Source organism: Aliiroseovarius crassostreae, assembly GCF_049803815.1.
Classification (GTDB): domain Bacteria; phylum Pseudomonadota; class Alphaproteobacteria; order Rhodobacterales; family Rhodobacteraceae; genus Aliiroseovarius; species Aliiroseovarius crassostreae_A.
On record NZ_JBNAGI010000001.1, the window covers coordinates 625,764 to 650,495 of the forward strand.

General features: G+C 61.6%; 21 protein-coding genes. 14 read left to right on the top strand and 7 right to left on the bottom strand.

The window, feature by feature from the left end; genetic code table 11:
- Positions 1–128 precede the first annotated feature (128 nt).
- Positions 129–827 carry a rhomboid family intramembrane serine protease gene (locus tag ACP15V_RS03060; protein WP_424942207.1) on the bottom strand — a complete coding sequence of 233 codons (699 nt, stop codon included), beginning with the start codon at positions 825–827 and terminating at the stop codon, positions 129–131.
- A gap of 150 nt (positions 828–977) precedes the next feature.
- On the opposite strand from ACP15V_RS03060, the gene trpS reads away from it, so the two are divergent.
- Positions 978–2,003 carry a tryptophan--tRNA ligase gene (trpS, locus tag ACP15V_RS03065; protein ID WP_424942208.1) on the top strand — a complete coding sequence of 342 codons (1,026 nt, stop codon included), beginning with the start codon at positions 978–980 and terminating at the stop codon, positions 2,001–2,003.
- A gap of 174 nt (positions 2,004–2,177) precedes the next feature.
- On the opposite strand, the gene hisG is transcribed toward trpS, so the two are convergent.
- From hisG to ACP15V_RS03085, 4 genes are all read right to left on the bottom strand, one after another.
- Positions 2,178–2,876: an ATP phosphoribosyltransferase gene (gene hisG, locus ACP15V_RS03070; RefSeq protein ID WP_424942209.1), complete on the bottom strand. Its 699-nt coding sequence runs from the start codon at positions 2,874–2,876 to the stop codon at positions 2,178–2,180.
- Positions 2,873–3,967 carry an ATP phosphoribosyltransferase regulatory subunit gene (locus ACP15V_RS03075; RefSeq protein WP_424942210.1) on the bottom strand — a complete coding sequence of 365 codons (1,095 nt, stop codon included), beginning with the start codon at positions 3,965–3,967 and terminating at the stop codon, positions 2,873–2,875. Before ACP15V_RS03075 ends, hisG begins: the two co-directional genes overlap by 4 nt.
- The gene (gene hisS / locus ACP15V_RS03080; RefSeq protein WP_424942211.1) at positions 3,960–5,510 is read right to left on the bottom strand and encodes a histidine--tRNA ligase; all 1,551 of its coding nucleotides are present in this window, start codon (positions 5,508–5,510) and stop codon (positions 3,960–3,962) included. Before hisS ends, ACP15V_RS03075 begins: the two co-directional genes overlap by 8 nt.
- A 141-nt stretch (positions 5,511–5,651) precedes the next feature.
- The gene (locus ACP15V_RS03085; RefSeq protein WP_424942212.1) at positions 5,652–5,978 is read right to left on the bottom strand and encodes a hypothetical protein; all 327 of its coding nucleotides are present in this window, start codon (positions 5,976–5,978) and stop codon (positions 5,652–5,654) included.
- A gap of 83 nt (positions 5,979–6,061) precedes the next feature.
- On the opposite strand from ACP15V_RS03085, the gene ACP15V_RS03090 reads away from it, so the two are divergent.
- Positions 6,062–6,271: a SlyX family protein gene (locus ACP15V_RS03090; protein WP_424942213.1), complete on the top strand. Its 210-nt coding sequence runs from the start codon at positions 6,062–6,064 to the stop codon at positions 6,269–6,271.
- A 168-nt stretch (positions 6,272–6,439) separates the two neighbouring features.
- Here the strand turns inward: ACP15V_RS03090 and dnaE are convergent, their stop codons facing one another.
- Positions 6,440–9,961, bottom strand: coding sequence for a DNA polymerase III subunit alpha (dnaE, locus tag ACP15V_RS03095; RefSeq protein ID WP_424942214.1), 3,522 nt, complete (start codon positions 9,959–9,961; stop codon positions 6,440–6,442).
- Positions 9,962–10,182: 221 nt separating this feature from the next.
- Between dnaE and xdhA the strand changes: the two genes are divergently transcribed.
- The 12 genes from xdhA to ACP15V_RS03155 all read left to right on the top strand — a co-directional run bounded on the left by xdhA (position 10,183) and on the right by ACP15V_RS03155 (position 23,498).
- Complete coding sequence (gene xdhA / locus ACP15V_RS03100) at positions 10,183–11,547, top strand: xanthine dehydrogenase small subunit (RefSeq protein ID WP_424942215.1); 1,365 nt, start codon at positions 10,183–10,185, stop codon at positions 11,545–11,547.
- Complete coding sequence (xdhB, locus tag ACP15V_RS03105) at positions 11,544–13,829, top strand: xanthine dehydrogenase molybdopterin binding subunit (protein WP_424942216.1); 2,286 nt, start codon at positions 11,544–11,546, stop codon at positions 13,827–13,829. The genes xdhA and xdhB overlap by 4 nt, the downstream gene beginning before the upstream one ends.
- Positions 13,826–14,809, top strand: coding sequence for a xanthine dehydrogenase accessory protein XdhC (xdhC, locus tag ACP15V_RS03110; protein ID WP_424942217.1), 984 nt, complete (start codon positions 13,826–13,828; stop codon positions 14,807–14,809). The genes xdhB and xdhC overlap by 4 nt, the downstream gene beginning before the upstream one ends.
- Positions 14,769–16,307 (top strand): ABC transporter ATP-binding protein, encoded by a 1,539-nt coding sequence (locus ACP15V_RS03115; RefSeq protein WP_424942218.1) that lies wholly within the window; start codon positions 14,769–14,771, stop codon positions 16,305–16,307. Before xdhC ends, ACP15V_RS03115 begins: the two co-directional genes overlap by 41 nt.
- Positions 16,304–17,386, top strand: a complete 1,083-nt coding sequence (locus ACP15V_RS03120) for an ABC transporter permease (RefSeq protein WP_424942219.1) — start codon at positions 16,304–16,306, stop codon at positions 17,384–17,386. Before ACP15V_RS03115 ends, ACP15V_RS03120 begins: the two co-directional genes overlap by 4 nt.
- Before the next feature lie 12 nt (positions 17,387–17,398).
- Positions 17,399–18,322, top strand: coding sequence for an ABC transporter permease (locus tag ACP15V_RS03125; protein WP_424942220.1), 924 nt, complete (start codon positions 17,399–17,401; stop codon positions 18,320–18,322).
- A 15-nt stretch (positions 18,323–18,337) separates the two neighbouring features.
- On the top strand, positions 18,338–19,120 hold the full coding sequence (locus ACP15V_RS03130; protein WP_424942221.1) for an ion transporter: 783 nt from the start codon (positions 18,338–18,340) through the stop codon (positions 19,118–19,120).
- Between the two features lies 1 nt (position 19,121).
- On the top strand, positions 19,122–20,201 hold the full coding sequence (locus ACP15V_RS03135; protein WP_424942222.1) for a BMP family ABC transporter substrate-binding protein: 1,080 nt from the start codon (positions 19,122–19,124) through the stop codon (positions 20,199–20,201).
- Between the two features lie 175 nt (positions 20,202–20,376).
- Positions 20,377–20,961, top strand: coding sequence for an EF-hand domain-containing protein (locus ACP15V_RS03140; RefSeq protein ID WP_424942223.1), 585 nt, complete (start codon positions 20,377–20,379; stop codon positions 20,959–20,961).
- 181 nt (positions 20,962–21,142) lie between these two features.
- The gene (locus ACP15V_RS03145; protein WP_424942224.1) at positions 21,143–21,364 is read left to right on the top strand and encodes a hypothetical protein; all 222 of its coding nucleotides are present in this window, start codon (positions 21,143–21,145) and stop codon (positions 21,362–21,364) included.
- Positions 21,365–21,496: 132 nt separating this feature from the next.
- Positions 21,497–22,432, top strand: a complete 936-nt coding sequence (locus ACP15V_RS03150) for an aldo/keto reductase (protein ID WP_424942225.1) — start codon at positions 21,497–21,499, stop codon at positions 22,430–22,432.
- Positions 22,425–23,498, top strand: a complete 1,074-nt coding sequence (locus ACP15V_RS03155) for an NAD(P)/FAD-dependent oxidoreductase (protein WP_424942226.1) — start codon at positions 22,425–22,427, stop codon at positions 23,496–23,498. The genes ACP15V_RS03150 and ACP15V_RS03155 overlap by 8 nt, the downstream gene beginning before the upstream one ends.
- Here the strand turns inward: ACP15V_RS03155 and ACP15V_RS03160 are convergent.
- Entirely contained in the window at positions 23,478–24,728 is a 1,251-nt protein-coding gene (locus ACP15V_RS03160; protein ID WP_424942227.1) for a hypothetical protein, read from the bottom strand. The two genes, ACP15V_RS03155 and ACP15V_RS03160, sit on opposite strands and share 21 nt — an antisense overlap.
- Positions 24,729–24,732 lie beyond the last annotated feature (4 nt).

Consider the following 24,732-nt stretch of genomic DNA (forward strand, 5'->3'; position numbering starts at 1 on the left):
CGGATGCGTCCCCCGTGCTCAATGGCTCCGGCTCAATGGCTCCGGGCGGGTTGAGGCCGCACGAAGCTGTTGCCATCTTTGGTCCCCAAATATCCCCGCCGGAGGCAAACACCTGAAGCTGCGCGGCCTTATCTTTGCCGAAGGCGCATCAGTACCCGCTGCCAGCCTCCCGGGCTGACAAGAAACGACAGACCAAACCCCGCGACAAAGCCCGCCACTTCGGCCACCCAATCAATGCCGCCGCCAAAGATCAGGCCAAAGACCAGTTGGATACCAAGCAGGAAGGCGATCAGGCGAAAGGCCTGCAACTGGTTGCCGCCGGTCATGGCGAGGTTGGTCCAGATCAGGAAGGTGTAGGCACCGATGAGGCCGTAGACAGCGGGATAGCCGCCATAAAGTACAATCGGGCTGTCCCAGACCGCCCAATAGGCCAGCGCCCCCGCGATGGATGAGCCGAAGAAGATGGTTAGGAAAGCTGGGGCTGAGAAGATCTCTCCGACCATCTTGCCAAGTGCCAGCAGGAAGACCAGCACAAACAGGAGGTGCATGAAGCTGAGATGCAGGAAGGGATACGTCACAAACCGCGCCATATCCGTCAGGGGAAACTGCCCGCTTTCTATCATCCAGCTGAACAATGGCGCGCGAAAGCCCCAGTTTTCGATCGCAGTGATGCGCCAACCCAGCGCCTCTGGGCCACCAATAAAGCCGGAGGCACCGGCGGCAAAGACGATCTCGATGCCGACCAGAAAGACGGTCAAGGCAATCACCACGGGGGGCAGCGGGTTGACCGCCGGGTCGGGACGCGTGTCGTTGGGGTTCATGCTCATCTGCCGCGCTCTTTCTGTTCTCATGCCTGTTTGATCCGCTCTGACGCCCAAAGGAAGGGGCCAAACCGGGGCCTTGCTTGACGAGGCCTTATCGCATGGGTAAGCGAGGTGACACGGAAAATCCAGAACCCTTCCATACGGAGAACCTTCATGACCACACATACGCCGCGCATTTTTTCGGGGGTCAAACCCTCGGGCGGGCTGACGCTGGGCAATTACCTTGGCGCCATCAAACGTTTTGTCGACATGCAGGGGCCGCAGTTTGAAACCATCTATTGTGTGGTGGATCTGCATGCGATCACCGTGTGGCAAGACCCGGGCGAACTGACCGATGCGACACGCGAAGTGGCGGCGGGCTATCTGGCGGCCGGGATTGATCCGGCGCAGTCGATCCTCTTTAACCAATCGCAGGTGTCGGCGCATGCCGAACTGGCGTGGTTGTTCAATTGCGTGGCGCGCGTGGGCTGGATGAACCGGATGACCCAGTTCAAGGACAAGGCGGGCAAAAACGCCGAGAAGGTCTCGCTGGGCCTTTATGCCTACCCGTCGCTGATGGCGGCCGACATTCTGCTGTATCACGCCACCCATGTGCCGGTGGGCGAGGATCAGAAGCAGCATGTGGAACTGACCCGCGACATTGCGCAAAAGTTCAACCATGACTTCAAGGCGGGCGAGTTTTTCCCCTCGCCCGAACCGATCATCGACGGGCCGGCGACGCGGGTGATGAACCTGCGCGACGGGTCGAGGAAGATGTCGAAATCGGGTGAAAGCGACATGGAACGCATCAATATGACCGATGATGCGGACACGATCGCGAAGAAATTCAAGAAGGCCAAGACCGATCCCGAGCCGCTTCCGGAAACGCTGGACGGGTTGAAGGACCGCCCCGAGGCGAAGAACCTTGTGGATATCTACGCCGGTCTGTCGGGCCTGTCGGCAGAGGCCGTCATCACCGAATATGCCGGTGCGGGTTGGGGCAGGTTCAAACCTGCGCTGGCGGATCTGGCGGTCGAGAAGCTTGCGCCGATCTCGGCGGAAATGGCGCGGCTGATGAATGACAAGGCCGAGATTGACCGGATCCTGGGTGAAGGGGCCGACAAGGCCGATGCGATTGCCCAGCCGATCCTCGAGAAGGCTTATGACATCACCGGGTTCCTGCGCTCGCGCAAGCGGTGACAGCTGGGGGCGCTGCCCCCAGACCCCCGAGGTATTTCTGGCAAGAGGAAGAGGGCGCGGGGTTTTCCGTGCCCCTTTTTTTCTTTTTTTGTTTCGCTTTGGGCGCGGAGGATGGGTCGCCCGCCCTGGCTAAAAAGTGGTCTGCGGCCGATGGCACACACGCGGCCTGACGGTTTAGCCGCCAATCCCCAGCATTGTGGTGAGCGTTTTCAGAGCGGGACGTTCCGCCTCGCCCCAACGGGCTTTGCGTGACTTGAACAGCGTCGCCTGGCTTTTGTGTACCGGGCCGCCTGACAGGATTTTCAGGTGGTTCGCGCGGAGCGTTTCGCCGGTTGAGGTGATATCAGCAATCGCCTCGGCCGTTTCGTTTTTCACCGTGCCTTCGGTCGCGCCCTGGCTGTCGACCAGTTGGTAATCGGCCACGCCATGATCGCGCAGGTGATCGCGGATCAGGCGGTGATACTTGGTGGCGATGCGCAGGCGGAAACCGTGATTGGCGCGAAACTGTGCGCTCGCGGCATCAAGATCATCCAGCGTATTCACATCGACCCAGCATTTCGGCACCGCGATGATCAGATCGGCATGGCCAAACCCCATCGGCGCCAGTTCGGTGACCTTGTCCGCCCAACTGGGCAATTTCTCCCGCACCAGATCGGTGCCGGTCACCCCCAGATGAATGCGCCCAGCAGCCAGTTCGCGGGGGATTTCGCCCGCAGACAGCAGCACCAGTTCGACCCCGTCAATGCCGCGCACGGCGGCGGCATATTCGCGGTCCGACCCGGTCCGCGCCAGTTCCACGCCGCGCGCGCCAAACCAGTCAAAGGTCTTTTCCATCAACCGCCCCTTGGACGGCACACCCAGTTTGATCGTCATGACGCGGTCTCCAGCAACAGGGTAAGCTCGGGGCGGATCACGCCGCCAACGGCCGGAATGTCCCGCCGCTCGCCGTTTTGATGGCCCAGCACACGGGTCAGCGCATCATAGCGCCCCCCCGTGGCGACCGGTTGCAGATCGGGGCGGGTTTCAGCGTAAAAGCCAAACACGAACCCGTCGTAATATTCCATCGAGGTGCGGCCATAGCTGCCTTCGAAATCCAGGTGGTCCACATCGATCCCACGTTTCGCGAGCGCCTCTGTGCGCCGTTCCATCCGGTCCACCGCCTCGGCAATCGCGGGCATATCCACGGACAGGTCCCGCAGATGTTCCAGCACGTTGGTGGAGGTTTCACGCAGCGCGAGAAGATCGTCGAGCAATTCCACTTCGCTGGCGGATATTGGCGCGGCGTTTGCGTCTTCGCGCAGGGCCTCGACACGGGCGGCAATTTCGGACGCGGACCGCAACCCGATTTGCGGGGCATTCCCCTCCATCGGGTCGTCCTTGGCCAACAGCGCCGCGCGGCCCTCGGGCAACGGGGTGCGGCCCGCGAACCGATCCAGAAGCGCGCGGAAACGGCGCGGACGCCAGATGTGACGCTCCAGCGCAGCCTTGCGCCGGTCGGTGGTTTTCAACCCCCGAACGGCGGCGAGCAGCAGGCCAAGGTCGCCTGTGGCCGCGCGCAGGTTCAGGGGCGCAAGCACCTGTTGCAACAGGGCAAACACTTCGGCATCCGCCTCGACCGGGGCGTCGCGATCAAACACCTCGTACCCCACTTGGAATTGCTCGGGTGCACGGTTGGTGATGTCGTCCTGGGCGCGAAACACCTCGCCCATATAGGCATAGCGCGCGGGTTCCGCCCCCTCGGCCATATGCATCTGCACCACCGGGACGGTGAAGTCGGGGCGCATCATCACCTCGCCCATCACCGGGTCTTGCGTCACATAGGCGCGCGCGCGGATGTCTTCGCCGTAAAGATCCAGCAAGATCTCGGCAGGTTGCAAAATGTCTGCCTCGATGACCTGCGCGCCCTGGGCCTCGAAAAACCCTAGGATTCGGGACGCCTCGGCGCGAATAAGGGCCTTATCCATTGTCGGCCCCATCATCCGCCTCAAGGATCTCGCGCACCTTGGTGACCATATCGGCGCGGGCGCATTCAAACTGGCTCGGGCGTTCCTTCCATTCCTCAAGCGTGGCGCTTTCGGCAATCTTCGCGCCCAGCACCAGATCCTTGATCTGGATCTTGCCCGCCTCAAACTCGTCCGACCCGGCAATGATTGCGACCGGCGAATTGCGCTTGTCGGCATACTTCAACTGGTTGCCAAAGTTCTTCGGGTTGCCCAGGTAAACCTCGGCCCGGATCCCCGCCTGACGCAGCTCTCCCACCATGGCCTGATAATCTGCGAGCCGGGTTTTATCCATCACCGTGACCACCACCGGCCCCTGCCCGTCATTGGTCAGACGGCCCTTGGCTTCGAGCGCGGCAAGCAGGCGGTCCACGCCGATTGACACGCCCACGGCAGGCACTTTCTGCCCGGTGAAACGCGCAACAAGGTCATCGTAACGCCCGCCCCCGGCCACAGACCCAAACTGGCGCTTGCGGCCTTTCTCATCAAGGATTTCAAAGGTCAGTTCAGCTTCAAATACCGGCCCGGTGTAATAGCCAAGGCCGCGCACAACCGAGGGGTCGATCTCGATCCGGTCTGGGCCATAGCCTTGGGCGGCCAACAACTCGGCGATCTGTTCCAGTTCGGCAATGCCCTCGGCCCCAATGGCACTGTCGCCCACGGCGTTGCGCAGATTTGCGAGCGTCTCGGCGGCATCCGCGCCTTTGGAGGTGAGGAAGGCAATCACCGGTTCAATCTGTGCATCAGTTAATCCAACACCATCAATATAGGCTCCCGAGGCATCAAGCCGGCCTTTGCCGAGTAGCTCACGCACACCGGCCTCACCCACCTTGTCGAACTTGTCGATGGTGCGAAGGACTTGATCTTGAAGCGACTGATCAACGAAATGCTCAACTGCTTTCCGCGTTGTGTCGGATTCATCCAAAGGCCGAACAGGAGCAACATTTTCCAGCACGCCATTCATGACCTTGCGGTTGTTCACCCGCACCAGATAGTCGCCACGCGGAATGCCGACGGTTTCCAAAGTGTCCGCGAGCATCGCGCAGATCTCGGCATCTGCCGCCATGGACGAGGTGCCAACCGTATCCGCATCACATTGATAGAATTGACGGAACCGCCCCGGCCCCGGCTTTTCATTGCGCCACACCGGCCCCATCGCATAGCGGCGATACGGGGTGGGCAGGTCATTGCGATGCTGGGCATAGACCCGGGCCAAGGGCGCGGTCAGGTCATAGCGCAGCGCCATCCAATCCCCGTTGTCTTTCTCGTCAAACTCCTGCCAGGCAAAGACGCCTTCATTCGGGCGGTCCACGTCGGGCAGGAACTTGCCCAGCGCCTCAACCGTTTCCACGGCCGAACTTTCCAGCGCATCAAACCCATAGCGATGATAGACCGCCGCAATCTGATCCAGCATATGTTTGCGCCGCGTTACCTCGGTGCCGAAGTAATCACGAAACCCCTTGGGCGTCTCTGCCTTGGGGCGGGGCTGTTTCTTTTGCTTGGCCATCGCTCTGGTCCCATCATTTGCTTACGCGGGCGGTCTAGCCGATGGGGGGCGGTGGGGCAAGGTGGCGCAGGGCGAAAGCCTTTGGCAAGCGCGCCTTTTCGTCAGGCGCGCGCCCAATACGTCACGGTGCGTCACGTTGTGTCAGGGATAGTCGATCCGGCAGATATATTTCCCGTACACCCACCCCGACGGCCCGTCATAAGACCAATCCTGAATGCTGCGTTGCACGATCACTTCGCGCCAGCCCTTGGTGGCCGAAGGTTCCATCGTGATCAAAAACGTCCCTGGTCCCAATTTGTCCAACATCGCGCAATCAGACGAGCCGCAGGCGCGCAGGGCCAGGAAATTGTCGCCATCAGGGTTCAGGTTGCACACCACAAATTGCTCGCCATCATAGGCCGCCGCCGCCCCTGCCATCGACAGGCACACGCCCGCCGCGATCAAAGTTGCCGAAATCAGTTTTCTCATAACACCCCTCCTTTCCCCCACATCGAATGCTCGGCGGTGGTTTAGGTCTTTGATATGGGTCAGAAAGGGGCTATCAGGACATCATGTCACACGATCGCCTTACCCAGTTGGAAGAAACCGTCGCACACCTCACCAAACAGGTTGAGGAACTGTCGGATGTGATTGCCCGTCAGGACGTGGAACTGGCAAAAATGACCCATCGGGTGCAGATGCTCATGGAACGTGAAGCCCAACGCGAAGCGGGCGGCACCGGCGGCGTGATCTTAGGGGACGAACGCCCGCCGCATTATTAACGCCCGCGCAGACCTTCTCTCATTTTCTGGTCATAAATATCCCGGGGTGAGCACGTAGTGCGAGGGGCAGAGCCCCATCAGGCTCACGAAGTGAGCCACCAAAAGCGCCGAGCGACGCGAGGCCACCGCCAAGCCGGGGCGCCCCCTTGGGGCAATCCGGCGCGGCAGCTATACCTCTTCCACGTCAATCACGCCGTCTTGTGATTTCAACGCGCCCTTGATCTGCGGGTTCAACGGATAAGTCCGGCCAAGCGTCATTTCAACCTCGCCGGGCAGGGTCGGATCCATCAGGCACAGGCTCACCTCACCGGGTTTGACCCCCTTGGCCTTTTCAGCCGCGTCATTGAGCAGATTGGCCACACGCGACACCGCCTCTGCCTCCTCAAGATATATCTTCAACGCCATACCCCCGGCATCCGCGACCACCCCCTCAATCGGGGCCACGGATCGCGCAACCGGGTCAAACTGCCCTTCGTTGAACCGCCCTTCCAGTGTCATCACCACCTGCAGTGTTTCATCAAACACCTTGCGGCAGGCCTCAAAATCCTTCGGGAACAGAGCAATGCCCGACACCTGTCCGGTGGGGTCCGAAATGTTCATGCGGAAAAACTGCGTGCCGCGCCCGGATTTGCGCTGCTGCAAGCCCCCAACGATCACCGCGACCTTATCCACCACCGCCCCGTTGCGCTCGGCCTTTTCCTGCAATTCCTGCAGGGTAATCACCTTTTTGCGTTTCAGCGCGGGCAGGTAGTCATCCAGCGGATGACCCGACAGGTAAAACCCGATGGCCTTGTGTTCTTCGGCCAACCGCTCATTGGGCAGCCAGTCGTTCACCGGGGGCATTTTCGGTTCCGGCAGATCCTCGCCCGCCTCGCCAAACAGCGACACCTGGTTGGAATTGCGCTGCTCATGCACCGCGCCCGAATAGGCCACCAACCCGTCCAGCGCGTCAAACACGCGGCGGCGGTTCGGGTCGAGCTGATCAAAGGCGCCTGCCCGCGCCAGCATCTCCATCGGGCGTTTGCCGACCTTTTTCAGATCGACCCGGCGGGCGAAATCGTAGAGCGTGGCAAAGGGCTTATCGACCCCGTCCACCTTGCGCCCCTCGACCACCAGCTGCATCGCCTCGAGACCCACGTTTTTCAGCGCGCCCAGCGCGTAAACCACCGCGCCGTCCTTCACGCTGAACGTGGCAATCGAGCGGTTCACGCAGGGTGGAATGATCTCGATATCCAGCCCCCGGCGCACCTCTTCGGCGTAGATCGACAGCTTGTCGGTCAGGTGGATATCGCAGTTCATGACACCGGCCATGAATTCAACCGGGTGGTTCGCCTTGAGCCAGCCGGTCTGGTAACTCACCACCGCATAGGCGGCGGCGTGGGATTTGTTGAAGCCGTAGTTGGCAAACTTTTCGAGAAGGTCAAAAACCTCGGAGGCCTTCTTGGCATCCACCCCGTTTTCGGCGGCCCCCTTTTCGAACTTGGGCCGCTCGGCGTCCATCGCTTCTTTGATCTTCTTACCCATCGCGCGGCGCAACAAATCCGCGCCGCCAAGCGAGTAGCCCGCCATGACCTGGGCGATCTGCATCACCTGTTCCTGATAGACGATAATGCCTTGGGTTTCCTCAAGAATATGGTCAATCAGCGGGTGGACAGACGTGATTTCCTTCAGGCCGTTCTTGACCTCGCAATAGGTGGGGATGTTTTCCATCGGTCCGGGACGATAGAGCGCCACCAGCGCCACGATGTCTTCGATACAGGTGGGTTTCATGCGCCGCAGCGCATCCATCATGCCCGAGCTTTCCACCTGGAACACCGCAACCGTTTTGGCCGAGGCGTAGAGCTTATAGGTGACCTCGTCATCCAGCGGAATAGCGTTGATCTCATTCACCGCACCTTCGGGCGGATCGTAAAGCTGCGTGCCATCCGGGCCGATGTGAATGTCGCGCCCCTGCCCTTTAATGAGGTCCACGGCGTTTTGAATGACGGTCAGGGTTTTCAGACCCAGAAAGTCGAACTTCACCAGCCCGGCCTGCTCGACCCATTTCATGTTGAACTGGGTGGCCGGCATGTCAGAGCGCGGGTCTTGGTAAAGCGGCACCAGTTCGTCCAACGGCCGGTCGCCAATCACCACACCCGCTGCGTGGGTCGAGGCGTTTCGCAAGAGGCCCTCAACCTGCTGGCCGTAATCCAACAGGCGCTGCACCACCTCTTCTGATCGCGCCTCTTCGCGCAGGCGCGGCTCCTGCTCAATCGCTTCCTTGATCGACACGGGCTTTACGCCCTCAACCGGGATCAGTTTCGACAGGCGGTCCACCTGCCCATAGGGCATCTGCAGCACACGCCCCACGTCGCGCACGGCGGCCTTACTGAGAAGCGCACCGAAGGTGATGATCTGGCCCACCTTGTCGCGGCCATACTTCTCTTGCACATATTTGATCACCTCCTCCCGGCGATCCATGCAGAAGTCGATATCGAAGTCGGGCATCGACACCCGTTCGGGGTTCAAAAACCGCTCAAACAGCAGCGAATAGCGCAACGGATCAAGGTCGGTGATGGTCAGCGCATAGGCCACGAGGCTACCTGCACCGGACCCCCGCCCGGGCCCCACCGGGATGCCGTGATCCTTGCCCCATTGGATAAAGTCCGCCACGATCAGGAAGTAACCGGGAAAGCCCATGCCCTCGATGATGCCCAGCTCAAAATCCAGCCGTTTCTGATATTCTTCCACGCTGACCGCGTGCGGGATCACCGCAAGCCGTTTTTGCAGCCCCTCATTGGCGATGCGGCGCAGTTCGGCCACCTCGTCATCGGCAAATTTCGGCAGGATCGGCGCGCGTTTATAGGCCTTGAACGCGCAACGGCGTGCGATTTCCACGGTGTTTTCAACCGCTTCCGGAAGGTCCGCAAACAGGGTAACCATTTCCTGCGGGCTTTTGAAATAATGCTGCGGGGTCAGGCGGCGACGGCCATCGGCCTGATCCACATAGGCGCCTTCCTTAATGCAGATCAGCGCATCATGGGCTTCGTACAGCTCGGATTTCGGGAAATACACGTCATTGGTTGCCACCAGTGGGATGCCCATCGCATAAGCCATGTCCACAAAGCCGCGTTCGGTGGCCCGTTCGCCCACCGTGGGCTGGCCGCCTTCCCCGGGGTGGCGTTGCAGCTCGACATAAAGACGATCCTCGAAGGCGCGGTGCAGCCGGGCCATCAGCGCCTCGGCCTTGTCGCGATTGCCCGCTTGCAGCAACTGCCCCACCGGACCCTCCGCGCCGCCGGTCAGGCAAATCAACCCATCGGCATGCGCCTCCAGCTCGTCCAGTTGCACCTGTGGCAGCTCGCCATGCTTGTCCAGATACAGGCAGGAGTTCAGCTTCATCAGGTTTTCATACCCGCCCTCGTTTTGGGCCAGCAGCACAAGGGCCGCCGGGTCGCGGGGTTTTTCCCCCGGCACTGGGGGCGCGTAACACACATCCACCTGACAGCCGATGATCGGCTGAATGCCCGCACCCGCGGCGGTTTCGGAAAACTCCAGCGCGGCAAACAGGTTGTTGGTGTCGGTCACGGCAACAGCGGGCATGCCCATATCGGCGCACAGCCCGGGCAGTTTCTTGACCGGAACCGCGCCTTCGAGAAGCGAATATTGCGTATGGGTGCGAAGGTGGATGAATCGGGGTTGGCTGCTCATTTGGGCAGACTAACCTGCGGTCTGAGATTGCGAAAGACGATCGTTGCAGCATTTCCCCCGGTGCCCAGACTTATCCCCAGAAAACCACCTATCAGAAGAAATCCTTGCCAGATCAATTTTTCTGCGCTTACCTTGTTAACAATATCTCCCGCGCGCAATCTACGCCGCATCGAGGGCGCGCAGATCGGGATCACAACAGGGTAAGGCGGCAGGATTATTCCATGGATATCACCTTTCTTCTGAACGGAGAGAGTGTGCATGTGTCGGGTGTGGATCCGACGCAAACCGCGTTGGACTGGCTGCGCGACACCCGAAAGCTCACCGGTACCAAGGAAGGCTGCAACGAAGGCGATTGCGGGGCCTGCACCGTGATGCTGGCCGATGAAGAAGGCGCGCGGGCGGTCAATGCCTGCATCCTTTTCATGGGGCAGCTTGACGGCAAATCCCTGACCACGGTGGAAGGGCTGGCACGTGATGGCAGGCTGCATCCGGTGCAGCAGGCGATGGTGAATGAGCATGGCTCGCAATGCGGTTTCTGCACGCCGGGCATTGTCATGTCGCTTGTCACCGCGCACCTGACCGGGGATCGCAGTCATGACGATGTGCTGGCTGGCAACCTGTGCCGCTGCACAGGCTACGCGCCGATCATTCGCGCCGCAGAGAAAGCGTGGCAGGAGCCAATCCCCGAAGGGTTCGGCGTGCCGAACACCTGTTTGCCGGATCCGGGACATTCGGCCACCCGCCCCGCGGATATTGATGAACTGGCCGCGGCTTATGCCGCCCAGCCCGACGCCACCCTGATCGCCGGGGCGACCGATGTGGGGCTTTGGGCCACAAAACAACTGAAGGATCTGGACCCGGTGATCTTCCTGGGCGGCGTGAAAGAACTGCACAACCTTCACGTTGGCGACGAGGACATCACCATCGGCGCAGGCGTCACCATCGAACGCACCCGCGCCTTGATGGCCGATCACCACCCGCATTTTGCCGAAATGTTGCGCCGGTTTGCCTCGACCCAGGTCCGAAACACCGCGACCCTGGGCGGCAATATCGCCAATGGATCCCCCATTGGCGACGCCCCCCCGCCGCTGATCGCGCTGGGGGCGACGCTCACCCTGAACAAGGGCGGCACCCGGCGCACGCTACCGCTCGAAGATTTCTTTATCGCCTATGGCAAACAGGACCGCGCCCCGGGCGAGTTTGTTGAGGCGATCACCCTGCCCCGCAGCGCAGAGGGGCTTCGGGTCTACAAGCTTTCGAAACGGTTTGATCAGGATATTTCCGCCGTGTTGGGCGCGTTTAACCTGAGCGTAGAAGGCGGACAGATCACCGCCGCCCGCATCGCCTTTGGCGGCATGGCCGCCACCCCGAAACGCGCCGTGGCCGTGGAACAGGCGCTGATCAACCGGCCCTTCACCCGTGCCACAATCACCGCCGCGCTTCCCGCCTTCGGGCAGGATTTCACCCCGATGAGCGATATGCGGGCCAGCGCCGGCTATCGCCTGAAAACCGCGCAAAACATGCTGGTCCGCTACTACGAAGAGGCCACCGGCACCGCCACCAATGTGCTGGAGGTGACACCATGAGCATCGGCAAACCCCTTCCCCATGACGCGGCCCACCTGCATGTCACCGGGGCGGCACGCTACGTGGATGATATCCCGACGCCCAGCGGCACGTTGCACCTTTGCTTTGGGCTGTCGGATGTGGCGCGCGGCAAGATCACCGCAATGGATCTGTCTGCCGTGCGCGCCGCGCCGGGTGTGGTCGCCGTACTGACCGCCGACGATCTGCCCTTTGACAATGACGTCTCGCCGTCCATTCATGACGAGCCCCTGCTGGCCGTGGATGAGGTGTTTTACCTCGGCCAGCCGATCTTTCTGGTCATCGCCGACAGCCATCTGAGCGCCCGCAAAGCAGCCCGCCTTGGGCAGATCGACATAGATCCCCTGCCCGCGATCCTGAGTATTGATCAGGCGCTGGAGGCCAACAGCAGGTTCGAGGATGGCCCGGTGATCTGGTCGCGCGGCGACGCTGCAAAAGCAGTAACCAGCGCGCCCCATATCATCGAAGGCCAGTTCGAAATGGGCGGGCAAGAGCATTTCTATCTGGAAGGGCAAGCCGCCATGGCGCTGCCGGGTGAAGATGGCGATATGCTGGTGCATAGCTCGACCCAGCATCCAACCGAAATCCAGCACAAGGTGGCGCACGCGATTGGCGTTCCCATGCATGCCGTTCGGGTGGAAACCCGGCGCATGGGCGGGGGGTTTGGCGGCAAGGAAAGCCAGGGCAATGCACTGGCCGTGGCCTGCGCGATTGCCGCGCGTCACACGGGCCGCGCCTGCAAGATGCGCTATGACCGCGATGATGACATGATGATCACCGGCAAACGGCATGACTTCCGCATCGCCTATCGCGTCGGCGTGGATGAGGCAGGAAAAATGCTGGGGCTGGAGGTTACGCAGATGGCGCGCTGTGGCTGGGCGCAGGATCTGTCTTTGCCCGTGGCCGACCGGGCCATGCTGCACGCCGACAACGCCTATCACCTTGAAAACGTGGAGATCACCAGTCACCGCCTGAAAACCCACACCCAATCCGCCACCGCCTATCGCGGATTTGGCGGGCCGCAGGGCGTATTGGGGGTCGAGCGCATTCTGGACCATATTGCCCGCGCCCGGGGGCTTGACCCAATCGCGGTGCGGCAGGTGAATTTCTATGCCGAGGGGCAGACCACCCATTATGGGCAAGAGATCGAAGGCTTTCACGTGCCCGCCATGCTGGACGCGTTGCTGGAGCGGGCCGATTACGCCAAACGTCGCGCCGAGGTGGACGCGTTCAACGCGGAAAACACAGTGCTGAAAAAGGGGCTGGCGTTCTCGCCGGTCAAGTTTGGAATCAGCTTCACGCTGACGCACCTCAACCAGGCGGGCGCGCTGGTGCATGTCTATCAGGACGGGTCGATCCATCTCAATCATGGCGGCACGGAAATGGGGCAAGGCCTGTTTCAAAAAGTGGCCCAGGTGGCTGCGAGCGTGTTCGCCGTGGACATGTCAGCGATCAAGATCACCGCCACCGACACCGCCAAAGTGCCCAACACATCGGCCACGGCGGCCTCAAGCGGATCGGATCTGAACGGGATGGCCGTGCGCGCCGCCTGCCTGACCATCCGCGCCCGGATCAGCGCCCACCTGGCCGAATACTGGTCGGTCGCGCCCGGTGACGTGATTTTCACCGGCGGCAACGTACGGGCCGCCGGGCGCGCGCCGATCCCCTTCGCCGAGGCCGCACAAATGGCCTATCTCGCGCGGATCAGCCTGTCGGCCACCGGCTTTTACAAGACGCCCAAAATCACCTGGGATCGGGTGGAGGGACGCGGTCGGCCGTTCCTGTATTTTGCGCATGGGGCCGCGCTGAGCGAGGTGGTGATCGACACGCTGACCGGCGAAAACCGGCTGCTCCGCACGGACATCCTTCATGACGCCGGATCGAGCCTGAACCCGGCGATTGACATCGGCCAGATTGAAGGGGGCTTTGTGCAGGGGGTGGGGTGGCTGACCACCGAAGAACTGGTCTGGGACGACACAGGCCGCCTGCGCACCCACGCGCCGTCAACCTACAAGATCCCCGCCAGTTCCGACCGCCCGCGCGTCTTTAACGTGGACCTGTGGCACGCCCCCAACCCCGAGGACACGGTGGGCCGATCCAAAGCGGTGGGCGAGCCGCCCTTCATGCTGGGCATCTCGGCCTGGCTGGCCTTGGCGGACGCCATTTCGGCCTGCGGCCCCGCGACGGGGCACGCGTTTCACGACCTGAACGCCCCGGCAACCGCCGAAGAGGTTTTGGCCGCCATCGACCGGGTGCGCGGATGAGTTTTGATCTGTGCACCCTGCGCCAAGCCATTTGTGATCACGGCCCGGTGGTGCGCGTGGTGGTGGCCGAGGTCAAGGGCTCTGCCCCGCGCGACGTAGGGGCCTCGATGCTGGTTTGGGCAGATGGGCAATCCGGCACGATCGGCGGGGGTGAGTTGGAGTGGCGCGCCGCGAGAGAGGCCCGCGAGATGCTGTCGGGTGGACCACGGCTGGACCGTTACCCGCTTGGCCCTGCGCTGGGGCAATGCTGTGGGGGCGCGGTGACCTTGCTGACCGAAGCCTTTGACAAAGAGCGACTGACCTTATTGGAAAATCAACAGGTTTTCGCACGCAGCCTTGATCACAACGAACCTCCTCTCTCCGTGCGCCGGGCGTTGCAACACGCCCGGGACCGAGGAGAGCTGCCCACGCCCCAACTGGTGCAGGGCTGGATGATCGAGCCGATTTCCCCGACCCGCAAACCATTGTGGATCCACGGCGCGGGCCATGTCGGGCGCGCCTTGGTCGCGGTGCTTGCCCCCCTGCCGGACTTTGTGATCACATGGGTGGACACCGCGCCGGACCGCTTTCCTGATCAGATCCCGACGGGCGTCACGGCCCTGCCGGTCACCCATCCCGCAGAGGCGATCAAATACGCACCCAAGGATGCACAGCATCTGGTGCTGACCTATTCGCATACGCTGGATCTGGATCTGTGCCATGCGATTCTCTCGCATCGGCATACGGGGCTTGGGGTGATCGGATCCGCGACAAAATGGGCACGGTTTCAGGCGCGATTGGGGGCGCTGGGGCACACCCCAGAGAAAATCAACGAAATAACCTGCCCAATCGGCGACCCAGCCCTGGGCAAACACCCGCAAGCCATTGCGATTGGGGTGGCGACCGCGCTAGTTAAAGATGCGGCGAAAAAAACGAACCACGACAGGGGGATACCTACCGATGGAGGAGATACGCGCGCAGGACGCGCTGTTGACGCTTGACGGTCTGACCAAGGCCTATCCGGGTGTCATCGCCAATAACAATGTGTCCTTTTCCATTCTGCCGGGCGAAGTCCATGCCCTGCTGGGGGAAAACGGCGCGGGGAAGTCGACCCTGGTCAAGATGATCTATGGGCTTGTCAAACCCGACCAAGGCGAGATGCGCCTGAAGGGTGAGCTGTTTGAGCCATACAACCCCGCCGCAGCGCGCGCCGCCGGTGTGGCGATGGTGTTTCAGCATTTCTCGCTGTTTGATGCGCTGAGCGTGGCCGAAAACATCGCCCTTGGCATGGATAATCCGCCCAAGCCGCGCGCGCTGACCTCGCAGATCCGGCAGGTGAGCGAGGCTTACGGGCTGCCGCTGGACCCGAATCGTGTGGTCGGTGAATTGTCGGCGGGCGAGCGGCAGAGGGTTGAGATCATTCGCTGTCTTTTACAAAATCCCAAGCTCTTGATCATGGACGAACCCACCTCGGTTTTGACCCCGCAAGAGGTGGAGGTCCTGTTTGAAACCCTGCGCAAGCTGACCGCCGAGGGGACGGCGATCCTCTATATCTCGCACAAGCTCGAAGAAATCCGCGCGCTCTGTGAACATGCCACAATCCTGCGCCATGGCGAGGTGGTGGACACCTGCGATCCGCGTGAAAAATCCGCCCGCGAGTTGGCCGAAATGATGGTGGGCACCAGCCTGCATGTGCCTGAACGTGAACCTGCAGAGCCCGGCGATGTTGTGTTGGAAATGGATCATGTCAGCCTGCACACCCACACCGCCTTTGGCATTGACCTGAAGGACGTTTCGCTGACCGTGCGCGCGGGCGAGGTTGTGGGGATTGGTGGCGTGGCCGGCAATGGGCAGGATGAGTTTCTGTCGGCCCTGTCTGGGGAAGCGTGGCTGAGCCACGGCGAGGTCCGCCTGAACGGCACCTGCATTGCGAAACTGCGCCCAAATGAGCGCCGCGCTTTGGCGGTTCTGTCCGCCCCCGAAGAACGGCTGGGCCACTCCGCCGCGCCCGACATGAGCCTGACGGAAAACGCGCTTCTGACCGCCGCCGTGCGCCAGCGCCTGACCAAACGGGGGTTCCTGCGCTGGGGCAAAACCGAAAGCTTCGCCAAGGACGTGATCAAGGAATTTGACGTGCGCACCCCCGGCCCGGACAACGCGGCGCGCTCGCTGTCCGGTGGCAACCTACAGAAATTCGTGATTGGCCGCGAGGTTTTGCAAAAACCCGAAGTGTTGGTGGTGAACCAGCCCACTTGGGGGGTGGATGCCTCGGCCGCCGCTGCGATCCGGCAATCTCTGTTGGATCTGGCGGCGGAAGGCGCGGCTGTGATCGTAATCAGCCAGGATCTGGACGAGCTTTTGGAAATCTCGGACCGGTTCACCGCGCTTTACGATGGCACATTGGCGACCCCGGTGCCGACCAAGGGCCTGACCGTTGACACCATCGGGCTGATGATGGGCGGTGGGGATGACAGTGGCGAGAAGGAGACTGCCGCATGATCCGTTTGGAAAAACGCCCCTCGCCTTCGCGGGTCTGGGCGGCGATGACGCCTGTTCTGGCGGTTGTGGCAACGATGATCGCGGGCGGGGTGCTCTTCTGGATGTTGGGCAAGGACCCGTTGGAGAGCATACGCACCATTTTTTGGGACCCGTTGTTTCACGAGACTTTTGGCCCCTATTCGCGACCACAGCTGCTGGTGAAGGCCGCGCCGCTGATCCTGATCGCCATTGGCCTGTCGCTGGGCTTTCGCGCGGGCGTCTGGAACATTGGCGCTGAAGGGCAATACATCATGGGGGCGATTTGCGGTGCGGGCGTGGGGCTTGCCTTTTTCCCCACGACCAACCCGCTGATTTTCCCGACCATGATCATCGCAGGCGCGCTTGGCGGCTGGGCCTGGGCGATGATCCCCGGGCTTTTGAAGGTGCGATTTGGCACCAATGAAATCCTCGTCTCGCTAATGCTGGTTTACGTGGCCGAGGCGCTTTTGGCGTCGGTCAGTCAGGGGCTTTTGCAAAACCCGGACGGCATGGGCTTTCCCGGCTCGCGCAATTTCCGGGATTTCCCCGCCGCCCATAATGCCGAGCTGATCGCGGGCACCGGAATGCACTGGGGCGTGGTCTTTGCCTTCATCGCGGTGATCTTTGCCTATGTGCTGCTGACCCGCCACATGCTGGGCTTTCAGGTGCGCCTGACCGGCGAAGCCCCCCGCGCGGCGCGCTTTGCGGGCGTGAACCCAACCCGGCTGATCCTGTTTTGTCTTGGCACATCCGGCGCGCTGGCGGGCATGGCGGGTATGTTCGAAGTGTCAGGTCCGGCGGGGCAGATCTCGATCGACTTCAACTCGGGCTACGGGTTCACAGCGATCATCGTGGCATTTTTGGGCCGGTTGCACCCGGTTGGTATCCTGCTGGCGGGTCTTCTGATGGCATTGACTTATATCGGCGGAGAGCTCGCGCAGTTGATGCTGGGTCTGCCCGCCGCGGCGATCCAGATGTTTCAGGGGATGCTGATGTTTTTCCTGCTGGCGATGGACATGCTGACCAATTACCGCATCCGCTTTTCCACGAAAATGGCGTAAGGAGGACAGATCATGGACCTTTCACAGATCAACCCGATCCTGCTTTTGGCCTCGCTCATGGTGGCGGCGACACCGATCATGTTGGCGGCCATTGGCGAAGCGGTGGTGGAAAAGGCCGGGGTACTGAACCTTGGCGTCGAAGGCATGATGATCACCGGGGCCGTTGTGGGCTTTGCGGTGACAATCAACAGCGAAACCCCGGCGCTGGGGTTTGTGGCCGCGGCGCTCGCCGGGGCGGCGCTGTCGATGTTGTTTGGCTTTCTCACGCAATATTTGCTGTCAAACCAGGTGGCAACGGGGCTTGGGCTGACACTTTTCGGACTTGGCCTGTCATCCCTGATTGGCAAACCATACGAGGGGATGAAGGTCGAGACGCTGGCGAAATTCGAAATTCCGCTGCTCAGTGACATCCCGGTGCTTGGTCCGATCCTCTTCAAACATGACCCGATGGTTTACGTGAGCATCCTGATCATCGCGGCCACCTGGTATGTGCTGACCCATACACGCGCGGGGTTGATCCTGCGCGGCGTGGGCGAGAACCATGATGCGGCCCATGCGCTGGGATATAAGGTCATTCGCGTGCGCCTGATGGCGATTGCCTTTGGCGGGGCCTGCGCCGGGATGGGCGGGGCCTACATTTCGCTGGTGCGGGTGCCGCAATGGGTGGACGGGATGACCGCCGGGGCCGGCTGGATTGCCTTGGCGATTGTGGTCTTTGCGTCCTGGCGGCCCTGGCGGGTGCTGCTCGGGGCTTACCTCTTTGGTGGCATCACCGTGTTGCAGCTGAACCTTCAGGCGGCGGGTGTTCCGGTGCCGGTCGAGGTGCTGGCAAGTTCGCCATACATCATCACCATCCTCGTGCTGGTGGCCATTTCGATGAAGGGCAACCACGGGGCGCCCGGGGCCCTTGGCAAGATCTTCCATGCCACACATTAAAGGGACATCCACCGCGTGACACGACACGAGATCATCGACATCCTGGATGGCAGCCACCCGGTTTTTGGCGGGATCGTGGCGCGCGGCATGGATGCGTTGATCCTGTTGTCCGCGCTGGCGATTGCGCTGGAAACGGAACCCGGCCTGCCGCAGGGGCTGCGCCGCGTTCTGTTCGGGTTCGAGGTTCTGGTACTGGGCATTTTCACGCTGGAATACCTGCTGCGCCTGATCTGTTCCCCGCGCCCGCTGCGCTATGTCTTCAGCTTCTGGGGGCTGGTCGATCTTCTGACCATCCTGCCCGCCATTGCGCTGTTGACCCCGCAATTGCAGGCGGTGCGCATCTTCCGCCTGTTGCGGCTGGTGCGAATTGTGAAACTGTTTCGCGGCAGCCATGCGATGGAACGTCTGGTCACCGCCTTTCAACAGGTCCGGGGCGAGCTTGCGATCTTTGGCATTATCGCAGCCCTCATGCTTTATGTCGCCTCCGTGGGCATCTACATCTTTGAACATGACGCCCAACCCGAGGTGTTCACCTCGATCCCGCAAAGCCTGTGGTGGGCGGTCGCCAGCTTTACCACCGTGGGCTATGGCGACATGGTGCCGATCACCAATGGCGGGCGGATCTTCACCACCTTCGTGCTGTTTTTAGGCCTTGGCGTGATCGCCGTGCCCAGCGCGATCATCACCACTGCGCTTCTGGAAGCGGACACCAACATTCAGAAAAAACTTGCGAATTCTGCCCCTGAGGCGGAAAAAGAAACCCAAACAAAAACTGCTCAATCCACCAAGGGAGACTAATATGCGTGCATTGAAATCACTTCTGACCGGCGTGGCGCTGGTTGCTGGCCTGACCGGCGCCGCCCAGGCCGAAGACAAGACCAAGGTCGGTTTTGTCTATGTTGGCCCGATCACCGATGGCGGCTGGAGCCAGGCCCACCACCATTCCGCAACCGAGATGGCAGAACATTTCGGCGACAAGGTGGAACTGATCTATCAAGAAACCGTGCCGGAAGGGGCCGACGCGGAACGTGTGATGTCGCAGATGGCGCTGTCCGGTGCCGACATCATCTTCGCCACCTCGTTTGGCTATATGGAACCGGTGCTGAACGTTGCCCAGAAATTCCCGGACGTGAAGTTTGAACATGCAACCGGGTACAAGACCGCGCCGAATGCTGCCAATTATTCGGCCCGCTTCTATGAAGGTCGCGCCATTGAAGGCCACATCGCGGGCAAGATGACCAAGTCGAACATCATCGGTTACATCGCGTCATTCCCGATCCCGGAAGTGATCCGGGGCATCAACTCGGCCTATATCCACGCCAAGAAGGTGAACCCGGACGTGCAGTTCAAAATCATCTGGGCCTACACCTGGATGGACCCGGCAAAAGAGGCCGACAGTGCCAAGGCGCTGATTGAACAGGGCGCTGACGTGATCCTGCAGCACACCGACAGCACCGCACCTCATGCCGCCGCAAAAGAGGCTGGCAACGTTGTGACCTTTGGTCAGGCATCAGACATGATTGAATATGCCCCCTTCCCGCGCGTGACCTCGATCATCGATGATTGGGCGCCGTACTATATCGCCCGCGTTCAGGCCGTGATGGATGGCACCTGGGAAACCGGTTCCACCTGGGACGGCATTGGGCCGGGCATGGTGGGCATTGGCGAGATCACCGACGCTGTTCCCGCTGATGTGAAAGCCGAAGCCGAAGCCATGCGCGATGCGATTGCCGCGGGCGAATACCACCCGTTCACCGGCCCGCTGAACAAGCAGGACGGCTCGGTTTGGCTTGCGGAAGGCGAGGTCGCAGATGACGGCACGCTGGCCGGCATGAACTTCTACGTGGAAGGCATCGACAGCGAGATCCCGTCGAACTGATCCCCTTCACATGTGACACGAAAAGGCCCTGCCCCGCGCAGGGCCTTTTTCTTTGCCGCAGACCTGCCCCAAATCGCACTTTTCGAGCTCGACGCAAAAAAACAGCGGTATGCGCGACGGAAATCCGAACCCATTCCGTTTCATGAATAAGAGGACATGAAACGGAGTACACATCATGCGCGCCCCCATCATCACAACCGCCACCATCGCCCTTGTTGCCGCCCTGTCGGCCCCGGCCCTGGCGCAAAACCAACCCGGTGAACATTTCATGGAAATGTGGGATCTGAACGAAGACGGGCAGGTCACTCTGGACGAAGCCACCGAACGACGCAGTGACATCTTCTATATGTTCGACAGCGACGAAGACGGTGTTCTGACCGCCGAGGAATATGTGAATTTCGACGAGACCCGCGCCATCGACATGCAAGAACACGGCATTGGTCAGGGTATGGGGCAAGGCCAGGGTCAGGGCAAACGAAACGGTCAAGGCAATGGTCAAGGAAAAGGAATGGGCCAGGGGAATGGTCAGGGCAAAGGCATGGGCCAAGGTCAGGGCCAGGGTCAGGGCAAAATGCGCGGCAATGGGGCAGCCCCCGGAGAACATAGCGCAGCCCGTTCCATGGAACGGCAAAACGCCGATCTGAATGGTGACGGCAACGTATCGCGGGAAGAGTTCCTTGAGGGTGTCGCCCCCTGGTTCACCCGCCAGGACCGCGATGGTGACGGCGTCATCACCTCGGCCGATTTTGGCCGCGGCTGATCTAAAGCGTTTCCGCATCGTGTCGAAACAACGTGATGTGGAAACGCCATACCGCACGTCCAAAGCCCGGGTGCTTCCCTCACTGACCCCGATATTCCAGATTGGGGTCAGTTTTTTGTGACGGAAATTCGATCCTGATGCGTATCACCTTCAATGACCACGCAACACGGAGGATCGGATCATGAAAAAAGCATTGCAGCTTGTTGCCCTCATGCTCATTGCTGTCCCGTTCAAAGCCATGACGGAAACACCCCGTTCTGACACCTACGGATGCAGCCGGACCCAGGCTGCAGAATCTGAGGCCGCAGAAGGTGTGATGATCCAACCCTCATCCCCGGCATCCGCGCCCTTACAACGCCCCTATCGCTACGGCCCGGATCACAGAACCGACTTCCTGATCTGACCCCGGACCAAAGGTGGCGGCGCGTCATGTCCGTCTTGTTCCCTGCTCCGCCGCCTTCGCCTCCCCCGTGCTTTGCGCACAGGGGAGGATTTTTGCCTTTTCCTTCCCACCCCTCCTATGCAATCTCGCGCCATGACGGACTTGATTTCACAAAACGGAACCCCGGCCAGCCGCTTTGCCTTTGGCACGATGCAATTTGGCGGCACCGCCGATGAGGCCGCATCAGCAGCGATGTTCGAGGCTTGCCTGGACAGCGGGATCACCCATTTCGACACGGCGCATCTTTACACCGGTGGCGCGTCGGAACAGATCCTCGGGCGGCTGATCAAACCCCATCGCGACCGTTTGGTGATCGCCACCAAGATCGGCTATCGCGCGCCCGACACCCTGTCCGCCCTGCGTGACGAATTTGACCTGTCGCGCGAACGGCTGGATGAAGAGATGGTCGATATCCTCTACCTGCACCGCTTCAATCCGAACCTGTCGCTGGAGGCGCAAATCACCGCGCTGGCCGCGATGCAGGACGAGGGCGCGGTGCGCTATCTGGCGCTGTCCAATTGCGCGGCATGGCAGGTGATGAAGGCACAGGCCATCGCGCAGGGGATGGGCACAAAGATCGACGCGGTGCAGCCCATGTATTCGCTGGTGAAACGTCAGGCCGAGGTGGAAATCCTGCCGATGTGTCTGGCCGAGGGCATTCACCCCGTGCCGTATTCTCCGCTGGGCGGCGGGCTGTTGACCGGGAAATATACCGCTGGCGGCACCGGGCGCCTGACCGAGGATCCCCGCTACGGCGCGCGCTATGGTCAGGATTGGATGCACGCGGCGGCCATTGGCTTGGGTGACATTGCCGCCGAGCTTGGCACCCACCCGGCCACGCTGGCCGTGGCCTGGGCCGCACACCATCCGTCGCGCCCCTCGCCCATTCTGTCAGCGCGATCCGTTGACCAATTGCGCCCCTCATTGGACGGCATGAATTTCGCACTGGATGGTGCGCTTTATGACCGGATCACCGCCCTGACCCCAACACCCCCACCTGCTACGGATCGGATAGAAGAACATGTTTGATTTCATCGTCATCGGCGGCGGCATCGCCGGAATTTCCGCCGGCGCGCGGCTGTCGCACCTAGGCCGTGTGCTGGTCTTGGAAGCAGAAAACGCGCTGGCTTATCACGCCTCGGGCCGGTCAGCGGCGATGTTCGAACAGAACTACGGCGCGCCGCGGGTGATCGAACTGAACCGCGCCTCCTATGATTACCATGCCACGGAAAATGGCGGTGTGCTCAGCCCACGCGGCCTGATGTTGATCGGCGGAATAGGTCAGGAAGAGGTGTTGGCCCAAGATCTTGAGGCCATGAACCTGCCCCGGATCACCACCGAAGAAGCGCTGGATCTGGTGCCGATCCTGAACCCGGGCAGCATGGTCGGTGTGGGTTATCACCCGGATGCCTGGGACATCGACACCGACCGCCTGTTGATGAACTTCGCCCGCGAGATCCGCGCCAATGGTGAGATCCGCACCGGCGCATCCGTCACCGCCATCACCCGCACCCCGTCAGGGTGGCAGGTGCAGGTGGGCGAGGACAGCTTTGAAGCCAAATCCCTGGTCAATGCCGCAGGTCCCTGGGCGGATGAGATCGCCAAACTCGCTGGCGTGCCGCTGATTGGCCTGCAACCTTATCGCCGGTCGATGGCACGCATTCCGGCCCCCGGCGACCACGATGTTTCCAGCTGGCCCATGTTCATGGGCGCCGCCGAAAGCTGGTACGCCAAACCCGATGCAGGTGCCTTGATTGTCTCGCCAGAAGAAGAAGACCCGGTGCCGCCGCAGGATGCCTGGGCCGAGGATATGGTGCTGGCCGAGGGGTTGGCACGCTATGAAGACCACGTCACCGAACCGGTGACACGGATGCTGGCCAATTGGGCCGGGCTGCGCACCTTTGCGCCGGATCGCAATCTGGTGCTGGGCCGCGCACCGCAGGACGAGGACTTCATCTGGTGCGCGGGCCAAGGTGGCTATGGGTTCCAGACCTCACCGGCGGCCTCTCAGCTTCTGGCGGATGTGGTGGCCGGGCGCCCAAGCGTGCTGGGCGCGGCGGCCGAGGCAGATGTCTCACCCGCGCGGTTTTTCTGATCCCTCGTCAGGCCCGCCCAAGGCGACGCTTTCCCATAGGAACCGACCCGGCGCCTGCAGGGCCAGCCCGACGCACAGCTCAAACCGGCCGGTTTTGGGGTCGGGTTCCGTGGTGGTCACCCGATAAGCCTGCGAAGGGCTGCGCCCGCGCAGCGCACCATCCCGCCACAGCTGCACCATCAGCGCCTCGGCAATCAACCGTGCCTCGGACCGGCGCCCTTCGGGGGTGTCCTCATCCATAAGGCGGGCAAGCTCTGCGCGCAAAGTCAGCCGGGTTTTGCGCAGCACGCGCAGGAACCGCAGGCGCGGCGCATCCGGGCCCGCAAAGCTGAAAATCCCTTCGTCGCCGAACCGCGCACCACGGTCATGGTCAGTCAGGCAATTAAGATAGGTCGGGCATTCTGCATTTTCCTGATCGCAGGAGGAGGACGTCTGCAAACCAAATAAACACGCCTGACCGCCGGTGGGCGGGGTCCAGATCCCGCCGCTACAGGCCACACGGTCCAGCAACCCGGCCACCGGACCGGAAGGGGCGATGTCCTGCCCTTCCCCGTCCGCCGCAGTCAGGATCGGGGCCAGCGCCACCGCGTTCGGGCTGCTCTCAAGCCCCAGTGCGTCGAACCAACGCGGGATCCAGTCTTGCGGCGGCAAACCCTGCGGCGGATCGATCAGCAGAAACATGTCTTTGTCGACGGCGAGCCTGTGCAGCTTGCGATAAACGTCGCGCGCCTTTGGCATATCCAGCTGTGAAAGGATCGGGGCGACCAGCATTTCCACCCGGCCTTTGGACATATCGCGCAGCGGGGCCAGACCATCTTGCGGCCCAAACGCCGCGACAACCGCTTTGGCCCAGCCCGCATCCTTCGACGTGATCGGATCCGGACCGGGGTCAAATTCGCGCCCGGCCCCGGTTACCTCACATAGGGCTTCGGCATGCAGAAGGAGCGGGCGATTTTGCGACAACGGCGCATCCCGGCCAATCGCGATGCGAAGCACCATGGCGGTTTGCCCGCCCTGTTCAAAGAACTGCTGCAATGCCTCCGCCGTGACACATCCGGGAGCATCCGCCCCGAACACGTCGCGCGCCTGATCGCGTGATTTGACCAGCACCGGCACCCCGGCCGGACCTTGTTCAAACGCTCCGACAAACAGCATCACCCCTTTGGCCTGCCATTCCGGCGGGCGGCGGTGATCTTGCAAAAACACACCGGGAGAGATTGGAAAGGCCATATCT

What these genes read in the sequence shown, in the direction of transcription:
- ACP15V_RS03150 (WP_424942225.1), top strand. Translation starts at nt 21,497, where the DNA reads ATGACGGACTTGATTTCACAAAACGGAACCCCGGCCAGCCGCTTTGCC.
- ACP15V_RS03115 (WP_424942218.1), top strand. Translation starts at nt 14,769, where the DNA reads ATGGAGGAGATACGCGCGCAGGACGCGCTGTTGACGCTTGACGGTCTG.
- hisS (WP_424942211.1), bottom strand. Translation starts at nt 5,510, where the DNA reads ATGGCCAAGCAAAAGAAACAGCCCCGCCCCAAGGCAGAGACGCCCAAG.
- ACP15V_RS03145 (WP_424942224.1), top strand. Translation starts at nt 21,143, where the DNA reads ATGAAAAAAGCATTGCAGCTTGTTGCCCTCATGCTCATTGCTGTCCCG.
- ACP15V_RS03160 (WP_424942227.1), bottom strand. Translation starts at nt 24,728, where the DNA reads ATGGCCTTTCCAATCTCTCCCGGTGTGTTTTTGCAAGATCACCGCCGC.
- ACP15V_RS03090 (WP_424942213.1), top strand. Translation starts at nt 6,062, where the DNA reads ATGTCACACGATCGCCTTACCCAGTTGGAAGAAACCGTCGCACACCTC.
- ACP15V_RS03120 (WP_424942219.1), top strand. Translation starts at nt 16,304, where the DNA reads ATGATCCGTTTGGAAAAACGCCCCTCGCCTTCGCGGGTCTGGGCGGCG.
- ACP15V_RS03135 (WP_424942222.1), top strand. Translation starts at nt 19,122, where the DNA reads ATGCGTGCATTGAAATCACTTCTGACCGGCGTGGCGCTGGTTGCTGGC.
- xdhB (WP_424942216.1), top strand. Translation starts at nt 11,544, where the DNA reads ATGAGCATCGGCAAACCCCTTCCCCATGACGCGGCCCACCTGCATGTC.
- ACP15V_RS03085 (WP_424942212.1), bottom strand. Translation starts at nt 5,978, where the DNA reads ATGAGAAAACTGATTTCGGCAACTTTGATCGCGGCGGGCGTGTGCCTG.
- ACP15V_RS03075 (WP_424942210.1), bottom strand. Translation starts at nt 3,967, where the DNA reads ATGGATAAGGCCCTTATTCGCGCCGAGGCGTCCCGAATCCTAGGGTTT.
- trpS (WP_424942208.1), top strand. Translation starts at nt 978, where the DNA reads ATGACCACACATACGCCGCGCATTTTTTCGGGGGTCAAACCCTCGGGC.
- hisG (WP_424942209.1), bottom strand. Translation starts at nt 2,876, where the DNA reads ATGACGATCAAACTGGGTGTGCCGTCCAAGGGGCGGTTGATGGAAAAG.
- ACP15V_RS03125 (WP_424942220.1), top strand. Translation starts at nt 17,399, where the DNA reads ATGGACCTTTCACAGATCAACCCGATCCTGCTTTTGGCCTCGCTCATG.
- ACP15V_RS03155 (WP_424942226.1), top strand. Translation starts at nt 22,425, where the DNA reads ATGTTTGATTTCATCGTCATCGGCGGCGGCATCGCCGGAATTTCCGCC.
- xdhA (WP_424942215.1), top strand. Translation starts at nt 10,183, where the DNA reads ATGGATATCACCTTTCTTCTGAACGGAGAGAGTGTGCATGTGTCGGGT.
- xdhC (WP_424942217.1), top strand. Translation starts at nt 13,826, where the DNA reads ATGAGTTTTGATCTGTGCACCCTGCGCCAAGCCATTTGTGATCACGGC.
- dnaE (WP_424942214.1), bottom strand. Translation starts at nt 9,961, where the DNA reads ATGAGCAGCCAACCCCGATTCATCCACCTTCGCACCCATACGCAATAT.
- ACP15V_RS03060 (WP_424942207.1), bottom strand. Translation starts at nt 827, where the DNA reads ATGAGCATGAACCCCAACGACACGCGTCCCGACCCGGCGGTCAACCCG.
- ACP15V_RS03140 (WP_424942223.1), top strand. Translation starts at nt 20,377, where the DNA reads ATGCGCGCCCCCATCATCACAACCGCCACCATCGCCCTTGTTGCCGCC.